This is a genomic window from Actinomadura fulvescens (genome assembly GCF_039533225.1).
In the GTDB taxonomy this organism is placed as follows: Bacteria; Actinomycetota; Actinomycetes; order Streptosporangiales; family Streptosporangiaceae; genus Spirillospora; species Spirillospora fulvescens.
Map to the genome: position 1 here is coordinate 281539 of NZ_BAAATD010000006.1, position 24355 is coordinate 305893.

Here is a 24355-nt window from a genome sequence, read left to right on the forward strand (position 1 = left end):
GGATCTCGCCTCCGGCGATTTCCCGATCCGCGTCGTGCTGATCATGACTTGCTGGAGGTCTTGCGGCGGGCGGGCGCCTTCTTCTTGCCGCCGCCGGCGGCGACCTTCTCGCGCCGTTCGGCGAGAAGCTCGGCGGCCCGCTGGATGGTGATCGACTCGACCTCGTCGCCCTTGCGCAGGCTGGCGTTGGTCTCGCCGTCGGTGACGTAGGGCCCGAACCGGCCCTCCTTCACCACCACCGGCTTGTCGCTCGCCGGGTCCTTGCCGAGCTCGCGCAGCGGCGCGGCGGCCGCGGCCCGGCCGCGCCCGCGCTGCTTGGGCTGCGCGAACAGCTCCTTGGCCTGCTCCAGCGTGACCGTGAACAGCTCGTCTTCCGAACCGAGCGAACGGCTGTCGGTGCCGCGCTTGATGTACGGGCCGAAGCGGCCGTTCTGCGCGGTCACCGGCTCGCCGTCGAGCTCGCCCAGCGTGCGCGGCAGCGAGAGCAGCTTGAGCGCGTCGTCGAGGGTGACGGTGTCGAGCGACATCGACTTGAAGAGCGAACCGGTGCGCGGCTTGGGCGCATCCGCCTTCTTGGTGCGCACACGTTTTTGGGCAGCGGGTTTCGAGCCGTCGGCGGGCGGCGTCGACGAAGTCGACTTCGGCGGAGCCGAATCGGGCTCGGGCAGGATCTCGGTCACGTACGGGCCGAACCGGCCCGACTTGGCGACGATCATGTGCCCGGTCGCCGGGTCGACGCCCAGCTCACGGTCGCCGCTCGGCTGCGCGAACAGCTCCTCGGCCTTCTCCGCCGTCAGCTCGTCGGGCGCGATGTCCTCGGGGATGTTGACGCGCTCGCCCTCGCGGTCGAGGTACGGCCCGTACCGGCCGACGCGGATCATGATGTCGGTCCCCTTGATGGGGAACGAGCTGATCTCCTTGGCGTCGATGTCGCCGATGTCGCCGGTGAGGTCCTTGAGACCTTCCTCACCGTTGTCGCCGAAGTAGAAACGCGTCAGCCAGCGCACCCGCTCGGCCTCGCCGCGGGCGATCTCGTCGAGGCCGTCCTCCATGTGCGCGGTGAAGTCGTAGTCGACCAGGTTGCCGAAGTGCTGCTCCAGCAGGTTGACCACGGCGAACGCCAGGAACGACGGGACGAGCGCGGTGCCCTTCTTGAAGACGTAGCCGCGGTCGAGGATGGTGCCGATGATCGAGGCGTACGTGGACGGCCGCCCGATCTCGCGCTCTTCCAGCTCCTTGACCAGGCTCGCCTCGGTGTAGCGGGCCGGCGCCCGGGTCGAGTGGCCCTCGGCCTCCATCGCCAGCGCCGTGAGCGGGTCGCCCTCGTCCAGGTTGGGCAGCCGCCGCTCCTGGTCGTCGCGGTCGGTGGCCGGGTCGTCGGCGCTCTCGACGTAGGCCTTGAGGAAGCCGTAGAACGTGATCGTCTTGCCGGTCGCGCCGAACTCGGCCAGTTCGTTCTGGGTCGAGGTGCCCGTGACGCGGATCGACACCGACTGGCCGCGCGCGTCGTTCATCTGGCTGGCGATCGTGCGCTTCCAGATCAGCTCGTACAGCCGGAACTGGTCGCCGGACAGACCGGTCTCGCCGGGCGTACGGAAACTGTCACCGGCGGGCCGGATCGCCTCGTGCGCCTCCTGCGCGTTCTTGACCTTGCTGGCGTAGACGCGCGGCTTGTCGGGCACGTACTCGGCGCCGAACAGCGAGGCCGCCTGCCGCCGGGCCGCGGTGATCGCGGTCTCCGACAGCTGGATCGAGTCGGTTCGCATGTAGGTGATGAAGCCGTTCTCGTACAGCTTCTGCGCGACCGACATCGTGTACTTGGCGGAGAAGCTCAGCTTGCGGCTGGCCTCCTGCTGCAGCGTGGTGGTGCGGAACGGCGGATAGGGCTTGCGGGTGTACGGCTTGCGCTCGACCGACTTGACCTCGTACGGCCGTCCGGTCAGGCGCCCGGCCAGACCGCGCGCCGCCTCCTCGTCGAGGTGCAGCGCGTCCCGGGTCTTGAGGGTGCCGTCGGAGGCGAAGTCGCGGCCCTGGGCCACGCGCTTGCCGTCGACCGAGATGAGCCCGGCCTTGAACGCCGTGGGCTCGTCGCCCTTCCCGGTGTCGAACTCGGCCTGGATGTCCCAGTAGTGCGCCGGGACGAAGGCGATCCGCTCCCGTTCGCGCTCGACGACCAGCCGGGTCGCCACGGACTGGACGCGGCCCGCCGACAGCTTCGGCATGACCTTCTTCCAGAGCACCGGGCTGACCTCGTAGCCGTAGAGGCGGTCGAGGATGCGGCGGGTCTCCTGGGCGTCCACCAGCCGGAGGTTGAGCTCGCGCGGATTGGCGGCGGCGGCGCGGATCGCGTCCCGGGTGATCTCGTTGAAGACCATCCGGTGCACCGGCACCTTGGGCTTGAGCACCTCCTGGAGGTGCCAGGCGATCGCCTCGCCCTCCCGGTCCTCGTCCGTCGCGAGAAGGAGTTCGTCGGCCTCGGCCAGGGCCTTCTTGAGCTTGGCGACCTGCTGCTTCTTGTCGGCGTTGACGACATAGAGCGGCTCGAACTCGTGGTCGACGTTGACGCCGAGCTTCGCCCACGCTTCGCCCTTGTACTTGGGCGGTACCTCGGAGGCGCTCCCGGGAAGATCCCGGATATGGCCGATACTGGACTCCACGATGTAGCCGCCGCCCAGGTAACCGGCGATCGTCTTCGCCTTCGCAGGCGACTCGACGATCACCAGGCGGGTTCCGCCGCCCGCACCCTGGCCACCGCGCTTCGCAGTGCCGTTCTTGGCTGGCACAGTCGCTCCAACCTCGCTGTCTGGTCTCTTACACGGGCTTGCTACAACATTCGAAGACGACGCGTTCATGCCCGCGAGTTCCCACCGCTGCAAACCTCCGACAGGATGACACGTCCCCGGCGGGGTTGCGGACCAAGGCCACCACCGACGCGTTCCCTGCCGTACATCGAGGCGTCATAATGGTCCGCAATGGTGGAGTACACCTACCTCGTCCTGCGGCTGCCCCGCGGCACCACGCGTGATACCGCCCGGCAGGTCCTGACCGAGCACGCCGAACACGGTGGCTGGGAGCTCCACAGGCTGCGCCTCTACCCCGACGGTAGCCGCCGAATCCAACTCCGGCGCAAGATCATTCGCCAGGTCCGGACTTTCTGACCGCTCTCGTCCGGAGAGTAGCACTATGTGCGACCGCTATGACGTGCCGTAACCATCATTCCCGGTCTCGGGCAAAACCGGGCGTTCGGGCCGCAGACAGAACTATGCCCGCCCCGGACCGTACATCTTCGGGGCGGACGCGGACAGGGCTTTGCCCGCCCCAGACCGCGCCTCCGGGACGGGCAAAGCGTCCTGCGACTTTGCCTGGAGGATGCCTTCCGGGTCCGTGGACCGCGGGGCACCGACGCGGGCAAAGCGTATTTGTGGAACCTTGTGGAACTTTGTCGAGCTTTTTGATTAAAGACCTGACAGGGAACTCAGGTCGTCACTCCGCGCGGCAGTACGAGCCGGCAGCGACCGTACGGGGCGGCAGCCGCCGTAGCGGTCAGCGGCCGACGCAGCGGTCAGCAGCCGACGTAGCGGTCAGCGGCGGCCGCCCAGGCGGGCGCGGCGGGTGAGCGCCAGCGCGCCGGACATGACCGTCAGCATCGCGGCGGTGGCCAGTACCCAGATGGACGAGCCGGTGTCGGCCGGCATCGGCTCCGCGGCGGCCATCGGCTTGATCGCGCCGAGCGGGTCGGTGACGCCACCGACCTCGGGGGCCTTCACGTCACCGGTGACGGGCAGCTGGCCGAGGGCGGGCAGCCGCGTCTGACCGGTGCCGGGCAGCTGCGGCGCCGGGTTGGGCGTGACGGTACGGGCGCGCGCCGGGTCCACGTGCACGGCCGGGCCGCCCGCGACCGCCTTGGCGTTGTTGATCGACAGAGCCTTGGCCGCCTTGGCGGGCAGCCCCTTGGCGGGGTTGATCACCAGCGCGCCGGCGGGGTCGGCCGGCAGCGCCGTCGACGGGTCGAGCGGCAGCCTCTTGGTCGTGTCGGCCCCGAGCCCCGTCGCCTGGTCGGCCCCCAGCGCCTTGGCGGGGTCAGTGCCAAGCGCCTTGCTCGGGTCGGTGCCGAGAGCCTTGCTCGGATCGGTGCCGAGCGCCTTGCTCGGGTCAGTGCCGAGCGCCTTGCTCGGGTCGGTGCCGAGCGCCTTGCTCGGGTCGGTGCCAAGCGCCGTCGACGGGTCGACACCGAGCGTCTTGGCCGGGTCGGTCCCGAGCGCCGTGGACGGGTCGATCCCCAGTGCCTTGCTCGGGTCAGTCCCCAGCGCCTTGGCCGGGTCGGTGCCGAGAGCCGTGGCCGGGTCGACGGACAGGGCCTTGGCCGGGTCGGCCGGCAGCACGCCGGCCAGCTGGCCGACGGCCGGGACGTCGTTGCCGCGCACCCTCGAGGTCTCCATGCCGGAGGCGTCCACCGGCAGCGTTGTGACGTTTCCAGGGTTGACGGGCAGGTCCGAGAGGCTCGGCAGCGTGACGGGGCCGTCGGTCGCGGCCGAACGGCCGGCCGGCAGCTTCGTGCTCTTGCTGGGCAGCACCGAGGACTTGCCGGACAGCCGCGGCAGCGTGGGCATGGCTGACGTCGGGCCGCTCGGCAGGTTGTCCTTGGTCGTCCCGGGCAGTGTCGGCAGGCCGCGGGCCGCGTCGGCCGAGTCCGCCCGGTTCGCGCCGCTGGTGCGCGAGTAGGGCTCGTAGCCGCCCGAGCTCGGGCCTTCGCCGCACTGCGGCTCGGAGTGCCCGAGCGCGCCGACGGCGTTGCCGCAGGCGTTCACAGGCGCGCTCGCGGGCGGGTTGACCTGGTTGCCGGACCCGGCCCCCTGCTGCCCGGACGTGGTGGCGCCCGATCCCTTCGAGCCCGTGACGACCACCGAGCCGTCGCAGCTGGCGGCGGCCTCGCCCAGAATCGCGACGGCGTTGCCGCACGCGTTCACGGGGATGCTGATCGGGAGGTTGACCTGGTTGCCGCCGCCGACGCTCTTGTTGCCGGAGGTGATCTGGTCGCCCCCGGAGCTGCTGCGCACGTGCGAGCCGCCCTCGCAGAAGGCACCGGCCTCGCCGAGCACCGCGACGGCGTTGCCGCAGGCGCTGACCGGGATGCTCACCGGAGCGTTGACCTGGTTGCCACCGCCGAGGCTGTGGTCGCCGCTGGTCGTCTGCCCGCCGGAGCCATGTCCGCCGTTGCGGACGGAGGCGCCGCCGTCGCAGTCGGCCACCGCGTTGCCGACGGCGTTGCCGCAGGCGCTGATCGGTGCCGAGATCGGCGCGTTCACCTGGTTGCCCGCGACGACGCCGCTCTGGCCGGACGTGCTCTGGCCGGCGCCGGTACGGCCGCCGTTCTTGACCTTGGCGCCGCCCTCGCAACCCGCGACGGCGTCGCCGAGGACCGCGGCGGCGTTGCCGCAGATGTTGATCGGTGCCGAGATCGGCGCGTGCACCTGGTTGCCCGCGACGGCGCCGCTGGCGCCGGAGGTCTGCTGGCCGGAGCCGGAACCGCCGCCCTGGCCGTTCACGACCTTCGAGCCGCCTTTGCAACCCGCCTCGGACGACCCGAACAGCGCCACCGCGTTGCCGCAGGCGTTCACGGGAGCCGAGACGGGGATGTTGACCTGGTTGCCCGAGCCGACGCCGCGTTCGCCGGAGGTCCGCTGGCCGGCGCCGGGGCCGCCGCTGTTCTTGACGGCCGAGCCGCCCTTACAACCGGCGTCCGCGGTGCCGAAGATGGCGATCGCGTTGCCGCAGGCGTTGATGGGAGCCGAGATGGGGGCGTTCACCTGGTTGCCGGAGCCGACCCCCTGCTTGCCGGAGGTCTGCCGGTCGATGCCGCCGCCACGTCCGTTGTCGACCGCCGCGCCGCCCTTGGAGGCGGCGTCGGCCGTGCCGAGGGCGCCCACGGCGTTGCCGCTGGCGTTGATCGGTGCCGAGATGGGGAGATTGAACTGATTACCGCCGAGCACGCTGGAGTCGCCGCTGGTCGTGTCGGCGAACGCACCGCTGGGGATCGCGGTGCCCGCACCGAGAGCGACGAAGCTCGCAGTGAGCATGGCGGCACGAGCAGTGCCCTTGGCCCACGTTCGCATGATGCTCCGTTCGGGGAAGGAATGATGAATGGAGATGGACAGGTGAGACCGGTCGCTTGTCGCGCTACCGCGTGGTGGTCTTGGCCGCGTCGTGTACGCGCCGTCGCCCGATCTCAGGGGGGCGACGTACCGCCAGGGGACGGCACGTCCCGGCCCGGTGGTCCGAGCCGCACGGACCCGGAGCCGGAGTCTGTGGGGTTCTAGTCAGGCGAGAAGGACGGCTCGTCCGCTGCCGTGCGGACGGCCGGAGGCACCGTGCCGTAGCCGGGAACGAACACCGGCCGTGGCCGGGCCGCGGTCCACGACGAGCGCGCGAGAAGCGCGCCGAAGCCGCCCGGCAGGGTCACACCGCTCGCCGAACCGATCGTTCCGGCCTGGGCGGGTGCCTGGAGCGGGGACAGGGGTGACGGCGCGGGCGCCGGATGCTGCATCGTGGCGTACGAGACGGCCGAGCCGCTCTTGGCCGCGGTCTTGAACGTGCCGGACGCGTCCGGCACACGAGGCTCCGCGCGATCACCGTGTGCGGCGTCGGCGGCCCGCTTCACGGCTCGCGACGAGCCGTGAGTCTCCGATGCGGCGGGCTTGGTCGCGGCACCGCCGGCCTTGCCGGTCACGTCCTCGGAGGGCACGGGGAGAGGAAGGTCGGGTCGCACCACGTTCAGATCGCGGCCCGGCAGGACGTCCTCGGCCGTATCGGCCACAACGCCCTTGGCCGTGTCGCGGACGGCCTTCTTGGCGGCCTCCCGCGTCCCGAGGAACTCGCTCACGACGGGCGTCCGCGCCACGATCCGGGACGCGTCCGCCGCGGGGCCTTCCTCCGCGTGGGCCTGGGCGCCGCCGATCAGCCAGCCGACGACCAGGATCCCCGCGAGCACGAGCAGACGGTGAACCAGACGGCTGCGGACGACACGGCGCACCAGGACGGAGACCGTCCTCGTGCGTGCCGGGTCGTGAGCCACAGGTTCTCCTCGGAAGTCGCCAAGAGCAGGTCTACGAATGGTGACCGTAGCACCACGGATTGCACCCGTGGCGGCGATTCCGTAAAACCTTTCTAGGCCCGATCAAGGAAATGGTCGAGAACGCGCACGCCGAAGCGCAGCCCGTCGACCGGAACCCGTTCGTCGATGCCGTGGAACATTCCCGAAAAGTCCAATTCCGGCGGCAGCCTCAGCGGTGCGAAGCCGAAGCACCGCATGCCCAGATGGGCGAACGCCTTCGCGTCCGTCCCCCCGCTCAGGCAGTACGGAACGGGCAGCGCGCCGGGATCCTCCGAGATCAGGGCCTCTTCCATGGCCGCGACGAGCGCGCCCTCGTAGTCCGTCTCCACGGCCCAGTCGTAATGCACGAAATCGCGCTGTACGTCCGGACCGAGCAATTCGTCCACAGTCGCGAAGAACTCTTCCTCATGCCCCGGCAGGAAACGTCCGTCCACCTGCGCCGTCGCGCTCTGCGGAATGACATTCGTCTTGTAACCGGCGTCCAGCCGCGTCGGATTGAGCGTGTTCGTGAGCGTCGCACCGATCATCCGGGCCAGCGGCCCGATCTCCTCCAGCGCCCGTTCCGGCCGTTCGGGATCGAACTCCACCCCGTACGCCATGCAGGCCCGTTCCAGGAAGGCCCGGACGGTCTTGGTCAGCCGTACCGGGAACTCATGCGACCCCAGCCGCCCGACCGCCGCCGCCAGCGCCGTGACCGCGTTGTCCGGATGCACCATCGACCCGTGCCCCGCCGTCCCCCGCGCGGTCAGCCGCATCCAGGCGATGCCCTTCTCGGCCGTCTCAATGAGATACATCCGCTTGTCGCCAGGCACGGTGAGGCTGAAGCCCCCGACCTCCCCCACGGCCTCCGTGCACCCCTCGAAAAGCTCCGGATGCTCCTTGACGAGCCACTGCGCACCCCACTTGCCCCCGGCCTCCTCATCGGCCAGAAAAGCAAGCACGACGTCCCGCGGAGGCTTCCGCCCCTCCCTGAGCCGCTGCCTGACCACCGCCAGGATCATCGCGTCCATGTCCTTCATGTCCACGGCCCCGCGCCCCCAGACGCACCCGTCGGCGATCTCCCCGCCGAACGGATCGCGCGTCCAGTCCTCCTTGCGCGCCGGCACCACGTCCAGATGCCCGTGCAGCAAGAGCGCGTCCCGCCCGGGGTCCTCCCCCTCGATCCGCGCCACCAGGCTGGCCCGCCCCGGATGCGACTCGAAGATCTGCGACTCCAGCCCGACCTCGTCGAGCCGGGCCTTCACATACTCCGCCGCCTCCCGCTCCCCCGGCCCCGAGTGGTCCCCCGGGTTGCTCGTATCGATCCTGATCAGCTCCTGGCAGAGCTGGACGACCTCGTCCTCGGCGGTGGGAAGCTGAGCCACAATGATCACCTTTTCGTCCCGACTCCTACCCGACCCATGGTGCCCCTCGTTCGACTTCGCCGCGAGTCGGGACCTTTGGTATGGTGAAGCCCGCCGCGGAGCACTGCGGCATGCACACCTGTCCGGGTGGCGGAATAGGCAGACGCGCTAGCTTGAGGTGCTAGTGCCCTTTACGGGGCATGGGGGTTCAAGTCCCCCCTCGGACACACAATTTGTACACGTTTGCTCGGTTCCGGGCACAGCAGACCGTCACTCAGGCCCAGCCTTCCGGCTGGGCCTGAGCTTTCCTGTTTCGTCGACTCTCCTCCTCTTGCTCGTGATGGGTTCTGCGGCGCAGCAAGTCCCAGATCAACGGCTTGGGTCGAGGGTGATCTTCGCCGTTTCCACGGCGTCCGCCCGCAGGGTGCGGGCAGCGGCGTCGTAGACGAGAGTGATCCTGCGGGCGCGCAGGTGGCCGATGACCTCCTCACCGGCGGGGACGTCGTCCGGCCAGCCCGCGGGTTCCGCGCCGTTCAACAGAAGGAACAGAGCTGGCAGGTGCGGGAGGATGTGGTCCTCACGGATGTAGATGTTCTTCGGCCTCGCAGGATCTGGACGGGTAGAGCTGGTGTGGCCGTGACGACAGCGGTAGGCCGCCCGGTTGCTGGCCCAGCATGACTCCAGGCGCCGTCCACAGAGCCCGCAGCGCAGCAGCCCCGCCAGCCGGTAGCAGCGGTTTGGATCGGCGGACTCGCGTACGGCGCGAACACCCTGGACCGCGACGAAGTCGGTCTCGCTGACCAGCGCATCGTGCGCGGGCCGCGCGGAGATCACCCAGTCCTCGGGCAGGCACCACCGCTGCACCTGGCGGTGGCCAAGCCCGGTGTTGGCCGGATCGACCAAGTCATGGTCGCTGGGCTGCAGGTTCCACACCTCACGCCCGGTGTAGCGGGGGTTGGACAGGATGGCCCGCACCGTGCCCAGCGTCCACGCATTACCTGATCGGTGAGCGTTGCGCCGCGGGTCGGCCGCCGACGGGCAGGGGACCTCAGCATCGCTGAGCGCCCGGGTTATCCGGGCCATGCTGTGCCCGGCCAGCCGCTCCCGGAAGATCCACCTCACCGTCGGCGCGGTTTCGGGATCCGGCTCCAGTCGGTGCGCCCGCCTGCCCCACGCCGCCTCGGCACGGTTGGGATGCGGGCCGGCGTCGGCCAGCCGGTATCCGTAGGGTGGGCGGCCACCCAGGTATCGGCCCTGCACCCGGGCCTGGGTCGCCATCGCCGTGAGCACCCGGATCCGGGTGAGGGTGATCTCCCGCTTCGACTGGACGCCCAGCTCGATCATCAGCTGCTCATGGCCCTCGGCCGCAAATCGATCGGACGCCGAGCTCAGGCGTCCACAACTGCACACCGTAATGCTCGAACAACGGCGCCATCAGGCTGAACTGGCCGCCGTAGAACGCCCGCTCGTACTCCCCGATCACGATCGCGTCGAACCCGCGGCCGGGATCGGCCATCGCCGCCACCAGCGCCGCGGACTCGGGCCGCCGCGCCCGTGACGTCACCGGATCCTGCCGGTCCTCGGTCGACACCCGACCGTAGAAGGCAAACCGCAGCCCGCCTCTGGACGGCTCGGTCACCCCCTGAGGCCTCCGCGAACGTTCGGCCCACGCCACGAGCGTGTCACCGCTCACGTCCTGGCGGATCTCCCGCGACGCCTCCCGCGCCCTTGGAGCCATGGCCCTCGCCCCCATTGTGGCTTCAGATCCGGAGCGGCTTGCTAGCTTTCGGCCGCGCGCAACTTCTCGCTGAGCTCGTCGATTCGCCGCTGGGTCTTCTCGACCGTCCTGCGCTGTCGTTCCAGCTTCGCCTTCGCCGCCTGGAGTTCGGAGAGCAGGCGTTCGCGCTGGACACGTCCTTCTGGGTCATCGGTCGGCCCGACTCGTTCGACCTCCACCACCCCACGACGGGTGGCGCAGGTGGGACAGTCCACGACCCGGCGAGAGTAGTGATCATGGTCGCGATGCTGGGTGCAGCGAACGACGTGGTCACATGTCAGGGTCAGGTCCCAGTCATCCAGGTCGCGATTCTCAGTCTTGATCGAGACGAGGAGGGCGCTGAGTTTCTCGACCTGGCGCTCGCTCATGGGCGGCGGTGGGCAACAGTAGCCGCAGTGCTGGGTCCGGCTCCCCTCCAGGGTCCATCGATAGGACCGGCAATCCCCGTGGCGCCCCCGATAGCGAGCTTCCTCTCGATCGTGTTCTTCTCGTTCCGCCGAGGTCATGTGTAGGAGCGCTGGGCTGTCACCGCGCCCATCGCGGATGGGCTCCCCACAACCCCGGCAGGGCTCTCCCGCCTCAAGCTCCGCCCGGCTCAAGCGGGTGCCTTCACGCGCCCACAGCTGCCTCCGCTCCTCGAGCCGGCGATCCTCTTCCTCGGCCGCGAGCGCCTCGCGGCGCGCGCGCCTGACAGCTCGACGCTGGCGTTCCTCGGCCGTCAGCTTGGCCACGGCATACCTCCATTGAGTAAGCGCGCGGCACTCTCAAACTAGATACGGCCTCGATCATCCGCAGGCTCTTCGCGGCATCAGGGCGAGCGCTCTCCCTGATGCCGCCATCGATATCAACGATGAGGGCCGAGGCCAGAGCCAGAGGCCGGGTGAACGCGTCAGGGCCGCAGCAGACCGGCCCCGTGGACCACCGCCACCCCGGGAAGGCAGTTCTCCGCGTCAGTCTTTGCTGAGCTCAGCGAGCTCTTGCTCGAGAGCGTTTTGGAGTCGACGTAGTTCGGCCAGTTCTTCCCGGATCTCGCGAGAGCGCATGAGCCGGTGGAGCTCTGTTCCGTCATCGAAGGGAGTAACGACCTTGACTGTTTGGTTGGCGACGTCGACGCGCTCGGTTAGGAGGGCGCGGGCAAGGTCCGTGAATTTCCAGCGAGACGTGTAGGAAGCGGCGCCAGCGGCGTATCTCGTGAGATCTGCTGTGGCCGACGCGCCGTGGTCGCGGATTCTGGTGACCAGGTCCAGCTCTGCTGCCAGGCGTGACCTGATCTCGACAAGCGGATCAACCGACTTGGCTGCGCCGATGTGCGCGTCGAAGATCGCCAGTTTCTCGGACAGGTCATTGACGTAGGCTGCGACCTTCCCCGGGTCGGGCCCCAGTTCCGCCGCGGTCACCCAGCAGGGATGCTCGCGAAGCTTGCGGTGCAAAGCCCAGTCGATCTCCTCATCCACGAACCTCTGTTCGTGGCGCCTGTACTTGCCGTCTCCGTGCCGGTTGGCGCAGGAGTAGCGGGCCTCGATCCGCAGTCCGTCTGTGATGAATTCTGGTCGAGAACGCAGGGAATCGCCGCAGTCACCGCATCGAATGTCTGCTGTCAGCCGCAGTCGAGGCGGATGTGTCTGGTCGAAGGCCTCTAGTGCGGAAACGGTGCTGCGATAGTCGGCGGCGCGGGTGCCATAGATCATGGCCCAGGCGTCGTCCTGTCCGGCGAGTACCGGAGCGACCAGGCCGAGGGCGACCAGCTCGTTCTCCGCCTGGTGCCGCCACACCTCCAGTGGCTCCTCATCGCCGTCCAGTCGGCGGATTCCGTGCTCGGGATCGGTCGGACAGCCGTAAGACACATCGAGGGCCTGCGGATCGAAGCTGATGGTCGCTTCGGCCCCGCAGTCGGCGCAGGTGACGCTTGCGGCACGGCGTTCCGCTGGGTATCGGTCGACCAGCCGTTTCTCCGTTTCGATCTTCCAGTCCCAGCCGCTCACTATGTGGTACGCACGTTCGTCGATGATGTCCGCGCGACGCCTTCGACCTCGCTGGTCCCGCTCCTCCTGTTCGGCTTCGCGTACCCGTTCAAAGCGCGCTTTCAGGGTCGGGACGAGCGCTTCAAGCTGCTTGGCTTGGCCGCCAGAGAGTTTCTCGACGTCCGCCCCGGCCGCATGTGCGGCATGGTCGGAGTTCGCCGGCAGCCCGGAGTTCGCCGACGGTCATGGTTTCCTCGGCCGCGGCGTTCTTGCCGAGCTGTCGGCACTGGGGTGCGTGGGTTACGCCCGTTGGGCTGGCCCGGACCGTGACGGTCAACCCCGCGAGCCCGGAGCCCAGTTCGTCCAGGGTCAGGAGCGTTGAGCAGAGCACTTGCATCAGCGGTAGCTCCGGCATCGGGGCAGGCCACCTCCATATGCCGAGATTGCGGCGGTGTCGGCAAGCCGGCGCGTTCCCCAAGCCTATGTTCGGACCGTGCGTTTAGTGGCAGGTCTTCCGACACCGAGGAGTTGTGGCCACGTCAGTGGCTGAGCGCCAGGGGCCGGCGTCCGTCAACCGCAAGGTTCGCATGAGCACGGTTGAGACCTTCCTGAAACCGGTCGTCTGCGCGGGGCTCAAGGATTTCAATGAAGGTATGGACGCGGGGCAGGTCTGGGCGTACCGAGAGCGAGCACGTAGTACGGAGTGTCGGTTTGAGCGGGTGGAGTACGTTCAGGCGGCACCGAAGGGGAAGAAGTGCCTGGTCCGATTCCTTGATCGCGACGGCCGTGAAGAGTGGGTTCCGCAGGGGCGTTTGATCGTTCTCTGGGACGACAGTGAGAGCCGACTGGAACATGAGCGCCGGATGGCCGCGGTCGTCGAGGTGTCCGCGCACGCCGCACCTCTTCCCGCAGGGCTTCCAACTCGTCCAGCCGCTCGAGAACCTCCCGCCCGCACCACTCCCGCACGATATTCAGCGCCGTGATCTTCTTCGCGTGGCGATCTTTCGGGCGATCCGGAGAAATCCAGTACTCCTCGCGGCCTCTGTTGAGTCAGGCCGTGAACGGACGCCGGGCAGGCGGCATACCCCGGGACAGCCAAACTTCGGCAGGCGCTTCACGAGCCATCCCACCCGACGTCCTACGGCACGCTACGGGCAGCAACCCCGACCACGGACCGCACTCCCAATACAAGTCGGCGCTTCAAGGTCCAACCCGATCTTGCTGGTCACAGTCTGGTTGCGGCCCGCACGGCGTGCTGGGCGTGGAGGGCTCCTGGTAGATCGAAGCCGATCAAGGTCACCGATCGCGCCCCAGCGTCATGTGGCCGCACCTCAGCTTCCGCCGGGCTTGCAGGGGTCGGGCGAGTGCATCAAGGATCGTCATGGGCCAGGACTGGGACGTTGCTTGTCCGGTCAGAGGAAATCGTCTCTTGCCACTAAACCCGCAGTGCTGCTGGAGCGTGTGTCTTTCATGGATGACCAAGCGCGCGAGTTCTTTGTGAACATGCGGCCGAGGCTGGTCGGGTCGTTGACCATGATTCATGGCGATCAGTACGTGGCGGAGGAGATCGCCCAGGAGGCCTTCGCGCGGGTGTGGAGCCACTGGGGCAAGGTGCGTGGTCTCGACGGCGGGGCGGCTGCCGCGTGGACGTTCCGCGTCGCCATCAACTTGGGCCGGAGTCGGGTGCGGCGTCGCATCGCGGAACGCAAAGCGCTCGCACGGACTGGGTCCTTTGCCGCGCACAGCCATGTTGATCCAGACGCGGCCGACGCTGTGGCCGTGCGCGGTGCTGTGGCGGCGCTTCCTGTGCGTCAGCGGACGGCTCTGGCGCTGCGGTACTACGCCGACCTTCCGGTCGCCGAAGTGGCCGAGCTGATGGGCTGCGCGCCAGGCACCGTCAAGGCGTTGACCAGCCAGGCGATCGCAGGGCTGCGCAAGCAACTGGATGTCACTGAGGAGGCCCGCGATGGATCGTGATGTCATCGAGCAAATGCGCCAGGCCGTCCCCCCACTGCGGGGGGACCTGGATCTGGCAGCCGTGGAACGTCGTGGTAGGTGGCTACGGCGCCGCAGGCAAGGCATGCGAGGGATGGCCGTTGCTCTCGTCGTGGCCGCGCCGATCGGCCTGTTCGCCGTTCAGCAGGACCCCGAGCGGCGGCCTCCGACCACGCTGTCGTCCAGTCCCTCCTCGGGTCCGGTTCAGGCGTTCGTCCCGCCGACGCGCCCAGAGGGCGGCAGGCAGGTCATGCCCGTCATGCTTCCCGACGGACGGGCGATCGAGCTGGTCTATCCGGCGCATCTGCCGCTGGCGCGCCTGCGGCTGAGCATGAACGCCTGGGTCACCGCGGCGAACTGCTGCGGGCGTGATGTGGAGCTGTCAGCTCGGGATCAGTCACCGACCGAACTGTTCGGCCACGTCACCAGCACCTACCGTGGGCGCGACGGACGGCCGGTCACAGTGCGGCGCCAGGCGTCCTCTGACGGAGAACCGGCCACCGAGACCTTGGTCTTCGAGTTCGGTCGCTGGTACTTGTCCGTCCCTCTGGACAACCAGACCTCGGACGGCGCTTGGCGGGACCTGGGGGCGGTGGCGCGAAGCCTGAGCGTCACGGTCACACCGAACGGGTATCCGCGGCTTCAGGCCGATCCGCCCTTCCGGTCGGCGTCGTTCCGGCCCAACGTGGACGGCCCGTTCCGCGGAGACCTGTCTCTGCAGTCGAGCGAAATGATCATTGAGGTGATGCGCAACCCCGCGTGTTCGGGGAAGCCGAAGACTGAAACCGGTGGAGGGCAAGCCGAGCTCACCATGTGCACGAACGGGTTCGAGGTTCACGCCAGCAACACCGCGAACCAAGGCCGGACGATCCTTGACGAACTCGCCCGATCCCTGCAGGTCCGCGCTGGAGGCTGAACGATCACCCAAGGGCTGGCCGCAGCGACCGTGTGATCTCACTGGCTCGAGATCGCGATCCAAAACCCGGCGGCCGCTCCCGCCGCGGTACAGAAGGGCGACAACCAGCCAAGTGACGCGGCCAGCCGGGTATCCCACTCCTCACCGTCGTGGCTGACGAGCCGGGACACCAGCATGGCGGCACGGCCCAAGCCGAAGGCAAGCCCGCCGATCATTGCCATGACGTACGACGGCTGAGTCAGCACCAGTGCGAGGGCCACCAGGTAGGGAAGGGTCGATGAGAGATAGGTGCGCACACCAGTGCCCATCTCCCAGCCGAACTGGAAGGGACCGACCAGCGGCCCCTTCCGCAGGACTCGCTCCGGAACAAGGCGACGAGCCTCTGGCAAGGGGCAGCTCAACACCTTCGCGTCTCTGAGGGTCGCCAGGACGCCCGCCACGCCTGTCGCACCCACGACGGCTGGAGATGGGATGACCGTGCCGATACCGCTCAGCAGCCAGAGAGCGCTCGCGGTGATCCAACCCCCGAGCATGAGACCGGCACCGAAGATCGTCACAGTGATCCGGTCACCTGTGCTGGCCCGCCCGACCGACGGGAGCAGCACGTTCGCGCTGTTGTGGCTTCAAGTTGAGCCGGAGAGGGCATACCCGGCCAAGCCGGCGAAGGCGATCCACAGGCCCCATTGCGTCGCAGTCACGGCGCTGGCCGCCCCACCCGCCACGAAGAGAAGCGGTGGTATCGCCGGAAACGAGATCAGGCGACGCGCTATGGCGCGGGTCCCGCTTACCCAGGTCAAGTCCCGCATCTGCAAGGGTTGCCCCATACGGTGTTCCACCGGCAGATGCTCTTGCGCCACCGGTTGGACCGGCAGCTGCTGCGGTAGTACCCGTCCGAGCATCGCCACTCGCGGTACCGGACACATTCAATGCCGGTGATGCCGCAGCATCTGTCGGTCTTCCACTTCCAGCCGTCCCGGCCGTACGACTTGCCGTTTCGCTTGGTGCACTGGTTGGGGCGGTAGCGGTACTTACAGCCGCTCCGCGGACCTTTGTGATACCCCTTCTCCCTGCCGCTGCCGTGGCAGCAGCAGATCACGCTGCCCTGGTTGCAGCCAAGGCAGTTGTCGTCGTTGACCCACTTGCCAAGGCCACTACAGGATCCCCAGATCTTCCAGCCTCCCGGAGGTGCCGCGCCGGCCGGCCTTGCGGTGGGCAGGGCGCCGATCGTGGCCAGTCCGATGCCCATTCCGAACGCGCTGAGGGCCTGGAGGGTGTGTCGGCGGGTGGGGGCGTAGGGGGCCTTCGGTCGTCTGCGAAGATCCGGCAGGAATCTCGGGTCCCCGATCGATACGACCTCTTCAAGCTGAAGCGTCATGGTTCACCTTCTTCGCGGTGTCGATCAGTCTTTCGATGGCCTGCTGAGATCCCACGCGTCGTGCCTCGCGGATCACGCCATCCATGCCAACGACCACACCGAAGGGCGTGATGGGTATTTCATAGGCGTCGAATGCAGCCTCATCCACAAGGGTCGTGATCGTGACGGCCGGCTGTTCCCGGGGTGGAGCTTCGTAGACGGCGAAGAAGGCCAGCGTGTCGCCTTCGATCGCTGCCTCGGTCGCGAGTTCGGTCAGACGCTCGTCGCACACCTCGCAACTGGAGGTGGCGAAGAGGATGACTGCCGGCTTCGACCAGGACTGGGGAACTCCCGCCAAACCAGGTGCGGTGACACCCACCAGGCCCGGACTGGGGCGCGAATCTGCTGGGGCGGCTGCCGGACCTTGCAGGATCCGAATCTGGCGCACCAACCCTGACATCCCCAGTGCGAGGATGGCGATCGCGACCCATGCCAGCGTGAGTGCTGTGGTCTGGAAGCTCATCGAGCACCCCGTTCTGTGGCCGCCCTCGTTGGGGCCTTTGAAAGCGCTAGCGTCGCGGGCAACCACCAAAGTGCACCGCCGAGACCAACGGCAGCCAACACGGTGACCGCCACCTCCTCGATCGGGGAATCAAGCCCGATCAGCCGGCCGGCGCCGGCCGCGGCGAGCAGCGAGCAGAGCGCCAGCCCGGCGGTACGTACGACGGTCCATACGTTGACCTCTTCTTGTTGTGTTCCACAGCCGCACGGAACCCCAGGCCTGCGTCCGACAAGGAACGCCGTGTAACCGGTGAAGAGGAGATACAGCGCGGCAGCTGTCCCCGCGGCGCTCAGCAGGAGCTCAGCGTCGACCGCTACGGCGGCCACTATCCCGATCAGGGCGATGGTGGCCTCCGCCACGAGCACCGAAGCCGCGACCATACGCTCGGTGCCGGGCGGCCAGATCCTCTGGCTACGCAGTGACCCAACGAATTCATGGTGCTTACGGAGGTGACCGGTCGCACTGCAAGCGAGTGTTCCGAACGCCATGTACGCGCTGGTAGTCACCAGCATGGCCTGGGTCATCGCCCGGCTCGCCAGTCCACCTGGAGGGTCTCGAGCGCCTGGGCCAGCACCTGCGGGCGAGCATCCGGCACAAGCGTGACCTTGGCGTTCCGACTGCGCAACAAGTAGTAATTGTCGCCGGATGCCATTTGTCCCGCATATAGATCGCCACCTGCGACGGGGGTACCCCGGTGGCCGGGCAGGGCCCGGGCGACCTGCTTGGTGAATTGTTCTACCTCCAGAATGCCCAGCTGCGGGATCCCGAAAATCGCAGTGGGTCCTTCATAGAAGATCGTCTCCTTGGCGTTACGCGGAGTACAGATAACCCCGTGCGTGGTCTCCCGGATTTGGAACTGCCTGAAGATGGAGAGCAGCCGCTCGACCTCTCCGCCATACTGGACGACATGAAGCTCGTGGCGGCGACCGGTCCAGACCGCCATGCGAATCGGTTTGCGGCGGTTCCTTCCATCGGGACCCCGCTCCCAATATTCGGCCTTGTCCGGCCCGATCGGTTGGCGTCCAGTGCCAATCCGCAGTCGTCCGCCCTGGAACGAGTAGGTCTCATCGAAGCGCATGCCGATGGCGATCTCAGGAGAGCGGGCCAGCTCATCGGCGTATCCGAGGCCCGCCGCACAGACCTCGGTGGACTTTATCCCGAGCGCTCGTAGCTCCACCATCACACTGTGAGTGACGTCGCCGATCGGAACCGCGCTGCGCACTTCCACCTCGCCGCCGTCGAGTGCGCGAGTGATCCACTTATGAAGTCTCTTCTCCGGCAAAGCCGTACCTTGAGCAGCTTCCTTCATCGGCACCTACTCTGGTGTCATCGGACTCGCAGGTCACTTGACGCTCGAGTCTAACTAGCCATAACCGAAGTGGGCAGACGCTTCCACTGGCCAAGTGCGGACACTAGTAATGGATATCTGGTTCCACTCCGTGCACACATTGTCACTGGCTCGTCGCGTTGTGGAAAACGCATCGGCCTCGCTCAAGATCCCTAAATCCTGGGCTGATTCCAATCAGCTCGTCTGTTTCGAAGCGCGGGCGTCACCGGCAGTGCCGGGCTTGACCCATGATCTGACCGCTGCCCGCGACCACGGCATCATCGGCGGCCTGACCGCCCGGCGATCGCCTGCTACGCAGACAAGGGTTACGTCGGTGCAGGCGGCGCGATCGGCACCCTACAAGCGCAAGAAGCGCCGCAAGCTGGAAAGCGCAAGAAGCCGTTCAACCGGCACCACGCCAAGGTCCGCGCCCTGGGGGAACGCGGCGCCGCCACCCTCAAGCAATGGCACATCCTGCGCAAGGCCGCTGCTCATCCAGCCGCCTCACCGCCATGGTGGCGGCCATCCTCACCCTCCACCACCAGGCCACCTGAGGTTGGAATCACCTCAGTGGTAGCGGAGATCCAGTCTGGAACAACGCCAACCGGGCCTTCACGTCCACCGAGCGCCCGATCTTGTACATGGAGCTGCCGACCGCCGCAATCACGTAGACCCAGCTCCGGTCAGGCGACGGCCGGAACCGGGGGAGATTCTCCATGTCCACCAGGTTCGCGCGGGAGTACGACAAAACGGGGTGGCCTGCGCGAGGGAGTCAAGTAGATGCCGGGCCAGACAGGCGGTAATCCCGCAGTGTGCGGCCACCTCAGACGGCCGCAAGACGCCGTTCAGCACGGTCCGTGACGCAACGAACGGCGGCAAGGCGATCTCCGAGACGGTTCTGAGGCTTGATCGCGTTCCATTCTCGTCCGCTGCGCTCGCGGTCTGCCCGTCCTCGCAGGTAGGTGCCACTCTTAGCGCTGGTCTCCGGAGCCGTGTGGCCAGGTTCATGCCTCTGCTGCTGGTTGACGGATCGCGACTACCGCGCCATGCCGAGATTCGGCCTGCTGCCAGCGAACCCGACTGCCGGTCCCCTCGTGCACTTCCTGCGGCGCATCGCCGTACATGGCTCCTGAGGGCGGCCCGCCCACTGATGCCTGGCTCCGTACGGCAACAGGTTCGAGGGTGTCCACCAGCGCGTCGACAAGGGTGACGAGCAGGTGGACGGAGACGACGGTCCAGGGGTAGGCCGTCGAGCGGTGGAGGCGGCGTACGACCACGGCCGTGACCGTGCCCACCGACATGGCGCCGTCCACCGCTGCCGGGAGCAGCCATGCGATCTCGTCACGTACGCCGCATGCCCGGCCGACCGCACCGATCGCATCGAACGACAGCGTGAACCCGGCCGTGATTACCGCGGCTAGGCCAAGGCTGGCCACCAGGCCGGCTAGGACGGCCAGCGCCACAATGACCCGTGAGGAGTTGAGCTTCATCGGCATGCTGACTGCCGAGAGCCCCGGCGAGCCCACAGGAACTCGGGTAGTGAGAGTGGCGCCATCGCTTGGAGAGCTCATGACGACTCCCCACCAGTGAGGAACTCGATCGAGAGTTCCCATTGGGATGTCGTGTGTGTCAGACCTCGGACACCAACCGACCGCACATGTGGGGGCACCGGAACGATCCGGGCCTCCACTAGCTGCTTTTCGGGGTAGTGGGTCATTCTTAGCCCGAGGCCAGGCGTCGAGGACCTCACCTGGCAAGGCATCTCGTCCCCTTCCGCCAGTGACGGTCCTCCGCCGAAGGTCTGTTCGTGCTGGCCGTCGATGCACTCGGCGTAGAGCCTGAGCAGCACTTCGAGTGGTCAGGGGAGGTGGGTCAGGTCTGGGAGCAGGAATGCGTGTCCGTAGGCGCCGGCGGCCAGGGTGCGGCCGTCTGGGGAGAAGGCCAGCGTCGCCATGGTGCCTGGGGCCTTGACGGACTCGATGATGGAACGGGTGCTCGCGTTCCAGAGTTCGAGGGTCGTGTGGTCGCCGGTGGTGGCCAGCGATCTGCCGGACGGTGAGAAGGCCACGGCGTTCACTGACTTGTGCCTGGACAATTGGCCGGCGATGCGCCGGGAGGGCACGTCCACGAGGACGGTGGTGCTCGCTTGGTCCGCGTGGCCGTACTCGCCGACGGCGAGGGTGCGGCCGTCCGGGGAGAAGGTCACGGTGGTGGCCGGTCTCTGCGTGGTGATTTCAGCGATGCGCCTACCGGTGTCGGGATCCCAGAGCCGGACGCTCGCGTATCCGCCCACGCTGGCGAGAACGCGGCCGTCCGGCGAGAACGCGACGCCGTAGTTCGGCGGCCCGAAGTCGAGATCGAGGTTCGGGTACTTCTGGGTGATCGTCCGTACGTTCCTCAGGGTCTTGGCGTCCCACAGGCGGACCGTGCCGTCGTTTCCGCCGCTGGCGATGATTCCTCGCTTCGAGATCGCGACGGCGTTCACCTGGCCTCTTGTGTGTCCGCGGAGTACGGCGATCTCGTGTCGGTCGGCCATCCTCCAGAGCCGGACGGTGCCGTCCGCTCCTGCGAGGATGAGCGTTCCGCCGTCGGGCGTGAAGACGACCTCGTGCACGCCCTGGGGGGTGGCGCGGTACTCGGCGACTTTCTTGGCCTCGGCCGCGTCCCAGAAGTGCAAGGTCGGCGTGCCGGTCTGGGTGGAGCCACCTGCCACGATCTTGCCGTCTGGGGAGAACGCCAGCGACCGGAGGTCGGAGAAGTCCCCCGGGAGGATTCGGTGCGCGATCTTCCTGCCGCCGGACTCGTCATCGGCGAGGCGGCTCAAGCCGAACGCGGCGGCCCCGGAGGCTACGAGGGCTCCGCCGACCGCACCGGCCAGCAATGCGCGTCGTGGGATGCCTGAAGGCCGTTCCACGGCGGGCGGGGCGGCGACGTAGTAGGGGGCGGCTTGCGGTAGGGGACCAGGGGGTTGCGCGAAAGCAGCAGGCGGGGGGTACGCGGCGGGCGCTGGTCCGAAGGGCGACGTGGGGACTTGCTGGGGAGATGTGTCGGCTCGTGTGGGTTGGTCGAGAGACTCGGGGGACCCCGCGGCGAGGCGGGTGATCAGTTGGGATGCGGTGGGACGGTCGGCGGGGTCTTTGGCCAGGCAGTGCGTGATGATGTCGCGGAGTGGCGGGGGGATGTCGTCCAGGGCGGGCGGCTCGTTGACGACCTGGTGGACGATCGCTCCGGGGGAAGGTGCGTCGAAGGGGCCGTGTGCGGTGGCGGCGAAGGTGAGGACGGCGCCGAGGGAGAAGACGTCGCTGGGTGGGCCTGGCGTATCCAGGTTGATTTGTTCGGGTGACATGTAGGCCAGGGTGCCGATGAGGGTTCCGGTGGCGGTCATGGTGCTGGCGTCCAGGGCGCGTGCGATTCCGAAGTCGATGATGCGTGGGCCGTCCTCGGCCACGATCACGTTGCCTGGTTTGAGATCACGGTGAACAAGCCCGGCCGCGTGAATCGCCGCCAGGCCTTCGGCAAGCCCGGCGCCGAGGACGCGGATGCGGTCCGGTGGGAGCGGGCCCTCGGTGTTCACCAGGGTGTGCAGTGCGGGGCCGGGGACGTAGGCGGTCGCCATCCACGGCGGGTCGCCGTTCGGATCGGCGTCCAGCACTGGCGCGGTGTAGAAGCCGCTGACCCGCTGCGCCGCCTGGACCTCGCGGGCGAATCTGTCCCGGAATCTGGGATCATCGACGTGTTCGGCGTGGATGAGCTTCACCGCGACGCGGCGGCCGCTCGGCGTCTCTCCCAGGTACACCCGGCCCATGCCGCCCTCGCCTAGGCGGCCGACCAATCGGTACGAGCCGATCATCACCGGGTCGCCGTTCACCAGCGGAGCCAACGCCCGCCTCCTCATTCAGTGGAGCAGTCAAGCGAACAATACTGTCCATATGATCTCCGAGAGCACGCCAATTCGAGGGCGTTTGACGTGGGCGAGGGGCGAATGGGCGGATTGACCGAAGGTGACCCTGTCCGGGTTGGTCCCTACAGGCTGGTCGGACGGCTGGGGGCCGGGGGCATGGGCCAGGTGTACCTGGGCGAGTCACCGGGCGGCCGCCGGGTGGCGGTCAAGCTGATCCGCGCGGCGCACACCGCCGACCCGGGCTTCCGGGCACGCTTCGGCCGCGAGATCGAGGCGGCCCGGCGGGTGAACGGTTTCTACACGGCGCCGGTCGTGGACGCGGATCCGAGCGCCGATCCGCCCTGGATGGCCACCGCCTACGTTCCTGGCCCTTCGCTGCAGCAGATGGTCGCCAGTGATGGGCCGCTGGCCACCGAACAGCTCGGCAGGCTGGCTGCCGGGCTTGCGGAGGGGTTGGCGGCGATTCACGCGGCCGGGCTTGTTCACCGTGATCTCAAACCAGGCAACGTGATCGTGGCCGAGGACGGCCCACGCATCATCGACTTCGGAATCGCACGCGCCCTGGACGCCAGCACCATGACCGCCACCGGCACCCTCATCGGCACCCTGGCCTACATGTCACCCGAACAAATCAACCTGGATACGCCAGGCCCACCCAGCGACGTCTTCTCCCTCGGCGCCGTCCTCACCTTCGCCGCCACCGCACACGGCCCCTTCGACGCACCTTCCCCCGGAGCGATCGTCCACCGGATCAAGAGCCTCTCTCCTGATTTGGAGGGTGCGCCTCCCGGCCTGCGCGACATCATCGAGCGCTGCCTGGCCAAGGACCCCGCCGAACGTCCTCCCCCTGCCGAACTCGTCTCCGAGTTCGCCGCCGCGGCGGCGCTTGGCCCGCCCGCCCGGCCTGAGCCTGGCTTCGCCGCTGCGCCGCCGAGCCCGGACTTCGCGGCCGCTCCTCCGCCCGGCCCGGCCTTCGCGGCCGCCGCTCCGCCTGGGCCTGAGTTCGCCGCTACGCCGCCTCCCGGTCCGCCCGCCCTGCCGTTTCCGGTTTCGGTTCCGGCGTCGGCTGGGCGTCGGCCGTCGCGGCGCGCCATCTTGGCAGCGGGCGTGGCCGGGGTTCTCGCGACGGCGGCCACCGCCGCCGGGGCGGCGAAACTGCTGCTCGGCGAGATCGACACGGACGAGGCCCCGGTCGCCTACGGCAAGCCCTTCACATCGGACGCCATCATCGCGCATCATCTGGTCTTCTCGCCGGACGGCAGGACGATCTTCACCGCCAAGGGGCTCACCGATCAGATCCTGGTGTTCGACGTGGGGACCGGTCGCCTCATGAGGACCTTCCGCACCGGCCACAAGATCACAATCGGCGGCCTGACCTTGACGCCGGACGGCACGACGCTGGCGACCGCCGGCGTGGGGCAACCCGGCGACCACGTCGCTCTGTGGGATGCCCGTACCGGCCAGAGACTCGACACGTTCCGGGGCGCGGGCGGCTCGCCCAGGTTCTCCCCGGACGGCCGGGTCCTCGCCGCGAACCTCAACTCACCGACGGAGGACAGCGAGATCCAGTTCTGGGACATGCTCAGCCGGAGCCGCATCGCCACGATCAAGGGTGGCGGCGTGCACGCGTTCTCCCCCGATGGCCGGCTGCTGGCCGGGGTCGCGGACCGGAGCGTCGTGCTGTGGGACGTGACGAGCCGCCGCCCCGTCGTCACGGTCAAGGAGACCGAGACCGACGCGCTCGCCTTCTCTCCCGACGGCCGGATGATCGCGCTTGGTGACTACGGCAAGGTGATCAAGCTGCGCGACACGACCACCGGCGCCCTGCTCGCCGAACTGCGGCTGACGCCCGAGATCTCCCCCGGCTACGACGGCATCCGTTCGCTGGCGTTCTCACGCGACGGTCGTTACCTGGCCAGCGACGGGGCGCAGAAGAAGCTGCTGGTGTGGGACGTCGCCACCCGCCGCCTGGCGACAACCCTCACCGGCCACACCCAGGACGTCAACGTAGCCGCCTTCTCCCCTGACGGCCGCACCCTGGCCAGCGGCGGAGGCGACACCGTCCGTCTCTGGGACATCACCAAGTTCCCCCGGCCCTGACTACGCCG

The 24355-nt window shown here is 68.2% G+C and carries 19 protein-coding genes and 1 tRNA gene; 6 read left to right on the forward strand and 14 right to left on the reverse strand.

Annotated elements, in window-relative coordinates; genetic code table 11:
• Positions 1–41 precede the first annotated feature (41 nt).
• Positions 42–2783: a type I DNA topoisomerase gene (gene topA / locus ABD333_RS23630; protein WP_344544194.1), complete on the reverse strand. Its 2742-nt coding sequence runs from the start codon at positions 2781–2783 to the stop codon at positions 42–44.
• A gap of 189 nt (positions 2784–2972) precedes the next feature.
• On the opposite strand from topA, the gene ABD333_RS23635 reads away from it, so the two are divergent.
• A complete protein-coding gene (locus ABD333_RS23635; protein WP_344544196.1) occupies positions 2973–3158 on the forward strand; it encodes a DUF5703 family protein in 186 nt (61 codons plus the stop codon).
• Between the two features lie 423 nt (positions 3159–3581).
• Here ABD333_RS23635 and ABD333_RS23640 read toward each other — a convergent pair whose 3' ends face one another.
• The 3 genes from ABD333_RS23640 to ABD333_RS23650 all read right to left on the reverse strand — a co-directional run bounded on the left by ABD333_RS23640 (position 3582) and on the right by ABD333_RS23650 (position 8475).
• Positions 3582–6113 (reverse strand): chaplin family protein, encoded by a 2532-nt coding sequence (locus ABD333_RS23640; protein ID WP_344544197.1) that lies wholly within the window; start codon positions 6111–6113, stop codon positions 3582–3584.
• Between the two features lie 200 nt (positions 6114–6313).
• On the reverse strand, positions 6314–7072 hold the full coding sequence (locus tag ABD333_RS23645) for a hypothetical protein (protein WP_344544198.1): 759 nt from the start codon (positions 7070–7072) through the stop codon (positions 6314–6316).
• Between the two features lie 92 nt (positions 7073–7164).
• A complete protein-coding gene (locus tag ABD333_RS23650) occupies positions 7165–8475 on the reverse strand; it encodes a M20/M25/M40 family metallo-hydrolase (protein ID WP_344544200.1) in 1311 nt (436 codons plus the stop codon).
• A 120-nt stretch (positions 8476–8595) separates the two neighbouring features.
• Between ABD333_RS23650 and ABD333_RS23655 the strand changes: the two genes are divergently transcribed.
• Positions 8596–8681: transfer RNA gene (locus ABD333_RS23655), tRNA-Leu, on the forward strand.
• Between the two features lie 142 nt (positions 8682–8823).
• Here ABD333_RS23655 and ABD333_RS23660 read toward each other — a convergent pair.
• The 4 genes from ABD333_RS23660 to ABD333_RS23675 form a co-directional block, all read right to left on the reverse strand.
• The gene (locus tag ABD333_RS23660) at positions 8824–9798 is read right to left on the reverse strand and encodes a recombinase family protein (RefSeq protein WP_344544201.1); all 975 of its coding nucleotides are present in this window, start codon (positions 9796–9798) and stop codon (positions 8824–8826) included.
• A 7-nt stretch (positions 9799–9805) separates the two neighbouring features.
• Complete coding sequence (locus tag ABD333_RS23665; protein ID WP_344544202.1) at positions 9806–10093, reverse strand: hypothetical protein; 288 nt, start codon at positions 10091–10093, stop codon at positions 9806–9808.
• 140 nt (positions 10094–10233) lie between these two features.
• Positions 10234–10599 (reverse strand): hypothetical protein, encoded by a 366-nt coding sequence (locus ABD333_RS23670; protein ID WP_344544204.1) that lies wholly within the window; start codon positions 10597–10599, stop codon positions 10234–10236.
• Positions 10600–11181: 582 nt separating this feature from the next.
• Complete coding sequence (locus ABD333_RS23675; RefSeq protein ID WP_344544206.1) at positions 11182–12213, reverse strand: hypothetical protein; 1032 nt, start codon at positions 12211–12213, stop codon at positions 11182–11184.
• Between the two features lie 566 nt (positions 12214–12779).
• Here ABD333_RS23675 and ABD333_RS23680 point away from each other — a divergent pair.
• The 3 genes from ABD333_RS23680 (at position 12780) to ABD333_RS23690 (ending at position 15103) form a co-directional block, all read left to right on the forward strand.
• Entirely contained in the window at positions 12780–13175 is a 396-nt protein-coding gene (locus tag ABD333_RS23680) for a hypothetical protein (RefSeq protein WP_344544207.1), read from the forward strand.
• A 463-nt stretch (positions 13176–13638) separates the two neighbouring features.
• Positions 13639–14169, forward strand: coding sequence for a sigma-70 family RNA polymerase sigma factor (locus tag ABD333_RS23685; RefSeq protein ID WP_344544209.1), 531 nt, complete (start codon positions 13639–13641; stop codon positions 14167–14169).
• A gap of 277 nt (positions 14170–14446) precedes the next feature.
• A complete protein-coding gene (locus ABD333_RS23690; protein ID WP_344544210.1) occupies positions 14447–15103 on the forward strand; it encodes a hypothetical protein in 657 nt (218 codons plus the stop codon).
• A 38-nt stretch (positions 15104–15141) separates the two neighbouring features.
• On the opposite strand, the gene ABD333_RS23695 is transcribed toward ABD333_RS23690, so the two are convergent.
• From ABD333_RS23695 to ABD333_RS23720, 6 genes are all read right to left on the reverse strand, one after another.
• Positions 15142–15708, reverse strand: a complete 567-nt coding sequence (locus ABD333_RS23695; protein WP_344544211.1) for a hypothetical protein — start codon at positions 15706–15708, stop codon at positions 15142–15144.
• A gap of 753 nt (positions 15709–16461) precedes the next feature.
• Positions 16462–16980 (reverse strand): hypothetical protein, encoded by a 519-nt coding sequence (locus ABD333_RS23700; RefSeq protein WP_344544213.1) that lies wholly within the window; start codon positions 16978–16980, stop codon positions 16462–16464.
• Positions 16977–17543, reverse strand: a complete 567-nt coding sequence (locus ABD333_RS23705) for a MauE/DoxX family redox-associated membrane protein (protein WP_344544215.1) — start codon at positions 17541–17543, stop codon at positions 16977–16979. The genes ABD333_RS23700 and ABD333_RS23705 overlap by 4 nt, the downstream gene beginning before the upstream one ends.
• The gene (locus ABD333_RS23710; RefSeq protein WP_344544216.1) at positions 17540–18328 is read right to left on the reverse strand and encodes a hypothetical protein; all 789 of its coding nucleotides are present in this window, start codon (positions 18326–18328) and stop codon (positions 17540–17542) included. Before ABD333_RS23710 ends, ABD333_RS23705 begins: the two co-directional genes overlap by 4 nt.
• A 1022-nt stretch (positions 18329–19350) precedes the next feature.
• Positions 19351–19842 (reverse strand): DUF2637 domain-containing protein, encoded by a 492-nt coding sequence (locus tag ABD333_RS23715; protein WP_344544217.1) that lies wholly within the window; start codon positions 19840–19842, stop codon positions 19351–19353.
• A gap of 362 nt (positions 19843–20204) precedes the next feature.
• Positions 20205–22226 (reverse strand): WD40 repeat domain-containing serine/threonine protein kinase, encoded by a 2022-nt coding sequence (locus ABD333_RS23720; protein ID WP_344544218.1) that lies wholly within the window; start codon positions 22224–22226, stop codon positions 20205–20207.
• A 102-nt stretch (positions 22227–22328) separates the two neighbouring features.
• Here ABD333_RS23720 and ABD333_RS23725 point away from each other — a divergent pair, with 102 nt between their 5' ends.
• Positions 22329–24347, forward strand: coding sequence for a WD40 repeat domain-containing serine/threonine protein kinase (locus ABD333_RS23725; RefSeq protein ID WP_344544220.1), 2019 nt, complete (start codon positions 22329–22331; stop codon positions 24345–24347).
• Positions 24348–24355: the final 8 nt, after the last annotated feature.

What these genes read in the sequence shown, in the direction of transcription:
- ABD333_RS23635 (WP_344544196.1), top strand. Translation starts at nt 2,973, where the DNA reads ATGGTGGAGTACACCTACCTCGTCCTGCGGCTGCCCCGCGGCACCACG.
- ABD333_RS23640 (WP_344544197.1), bottom strand. Translation starts at nt 6,113, where the DNA reads ATGCGAACGTGGGCCAAGGGCACTGCTCGTGCCGCCATGCTCACTGCG.
- ABD333_RS23660 (WP_344544201.1), bottom strand. Translation starts at nt 9,798, where the DNA reads ATGATCGAGCTGGGCGTCCAGTCGAAGCGGGAGATCACCCTCACCCGG.
- ABD333_RS23670 (WP_344544204.1), bottom strand. Translation starts at nt 10,599, where the DNA reads ATGAGCGAGCGCCAGGTCGAGAAACTCAGCGCCCTCCTCGTCTCGATC.
- ABD333_RS23680 (WP_344544207.1), top strand. Translation starts at nt 12,780, where the DNA reads ATGAGCACGGTTGAGACCTTCCTGAAACCGGTCGTCTGCGCGGGGCTC.
- ABD333_RS23690 (WP_344544210.1), top strand. Translation starts at nt 14,447, where the DNA reads ATGCTTCCCGACGGACGGGCGATCGAGCTGGTCTATCCGGCGCATCTG.
- ABD333_RS23700 (WP_344544213.1), bottom strand. Translation starts at nt 16,980, where the DNA reads ATGAGCTTCCAGACCACAGCACTCACGCTGGCATGGGTCGCGATCGCC.
- ABD333_RS23705 (WP_344544215.1), bottom strand. Translation starts at nt 17,543, where the DNA reads ATGACCCAGGCCATGCTGGTGACTACCAGCGCGTACATGGCGTTCGGA.
- ABD333_RS23710 (WP_344544216.1), bottom strand. Translation starts at nt 18,328, where the DNA reads ATGAAGGAAGCTGCTCAAGGTACGGCTTTGCCGGAGAAGAGACTTCAT.
- ABD333_RS23715 (WP_344544217.1), bottom strand. Translation starts at nt 19,842, where the DNA reads ATGCCGATGAAGCTCAACTCCTCACGGGTCATTGTGGCGCTGGCCGTC.
- ABD333_RS23725 (WP_344544220.1), top strand. Translation starts at nt 22,329, where the DNA reads ATGGGCGGATTGACCGAAGGTGACCCTGTCCGGGTTGGTCCCTACAGG.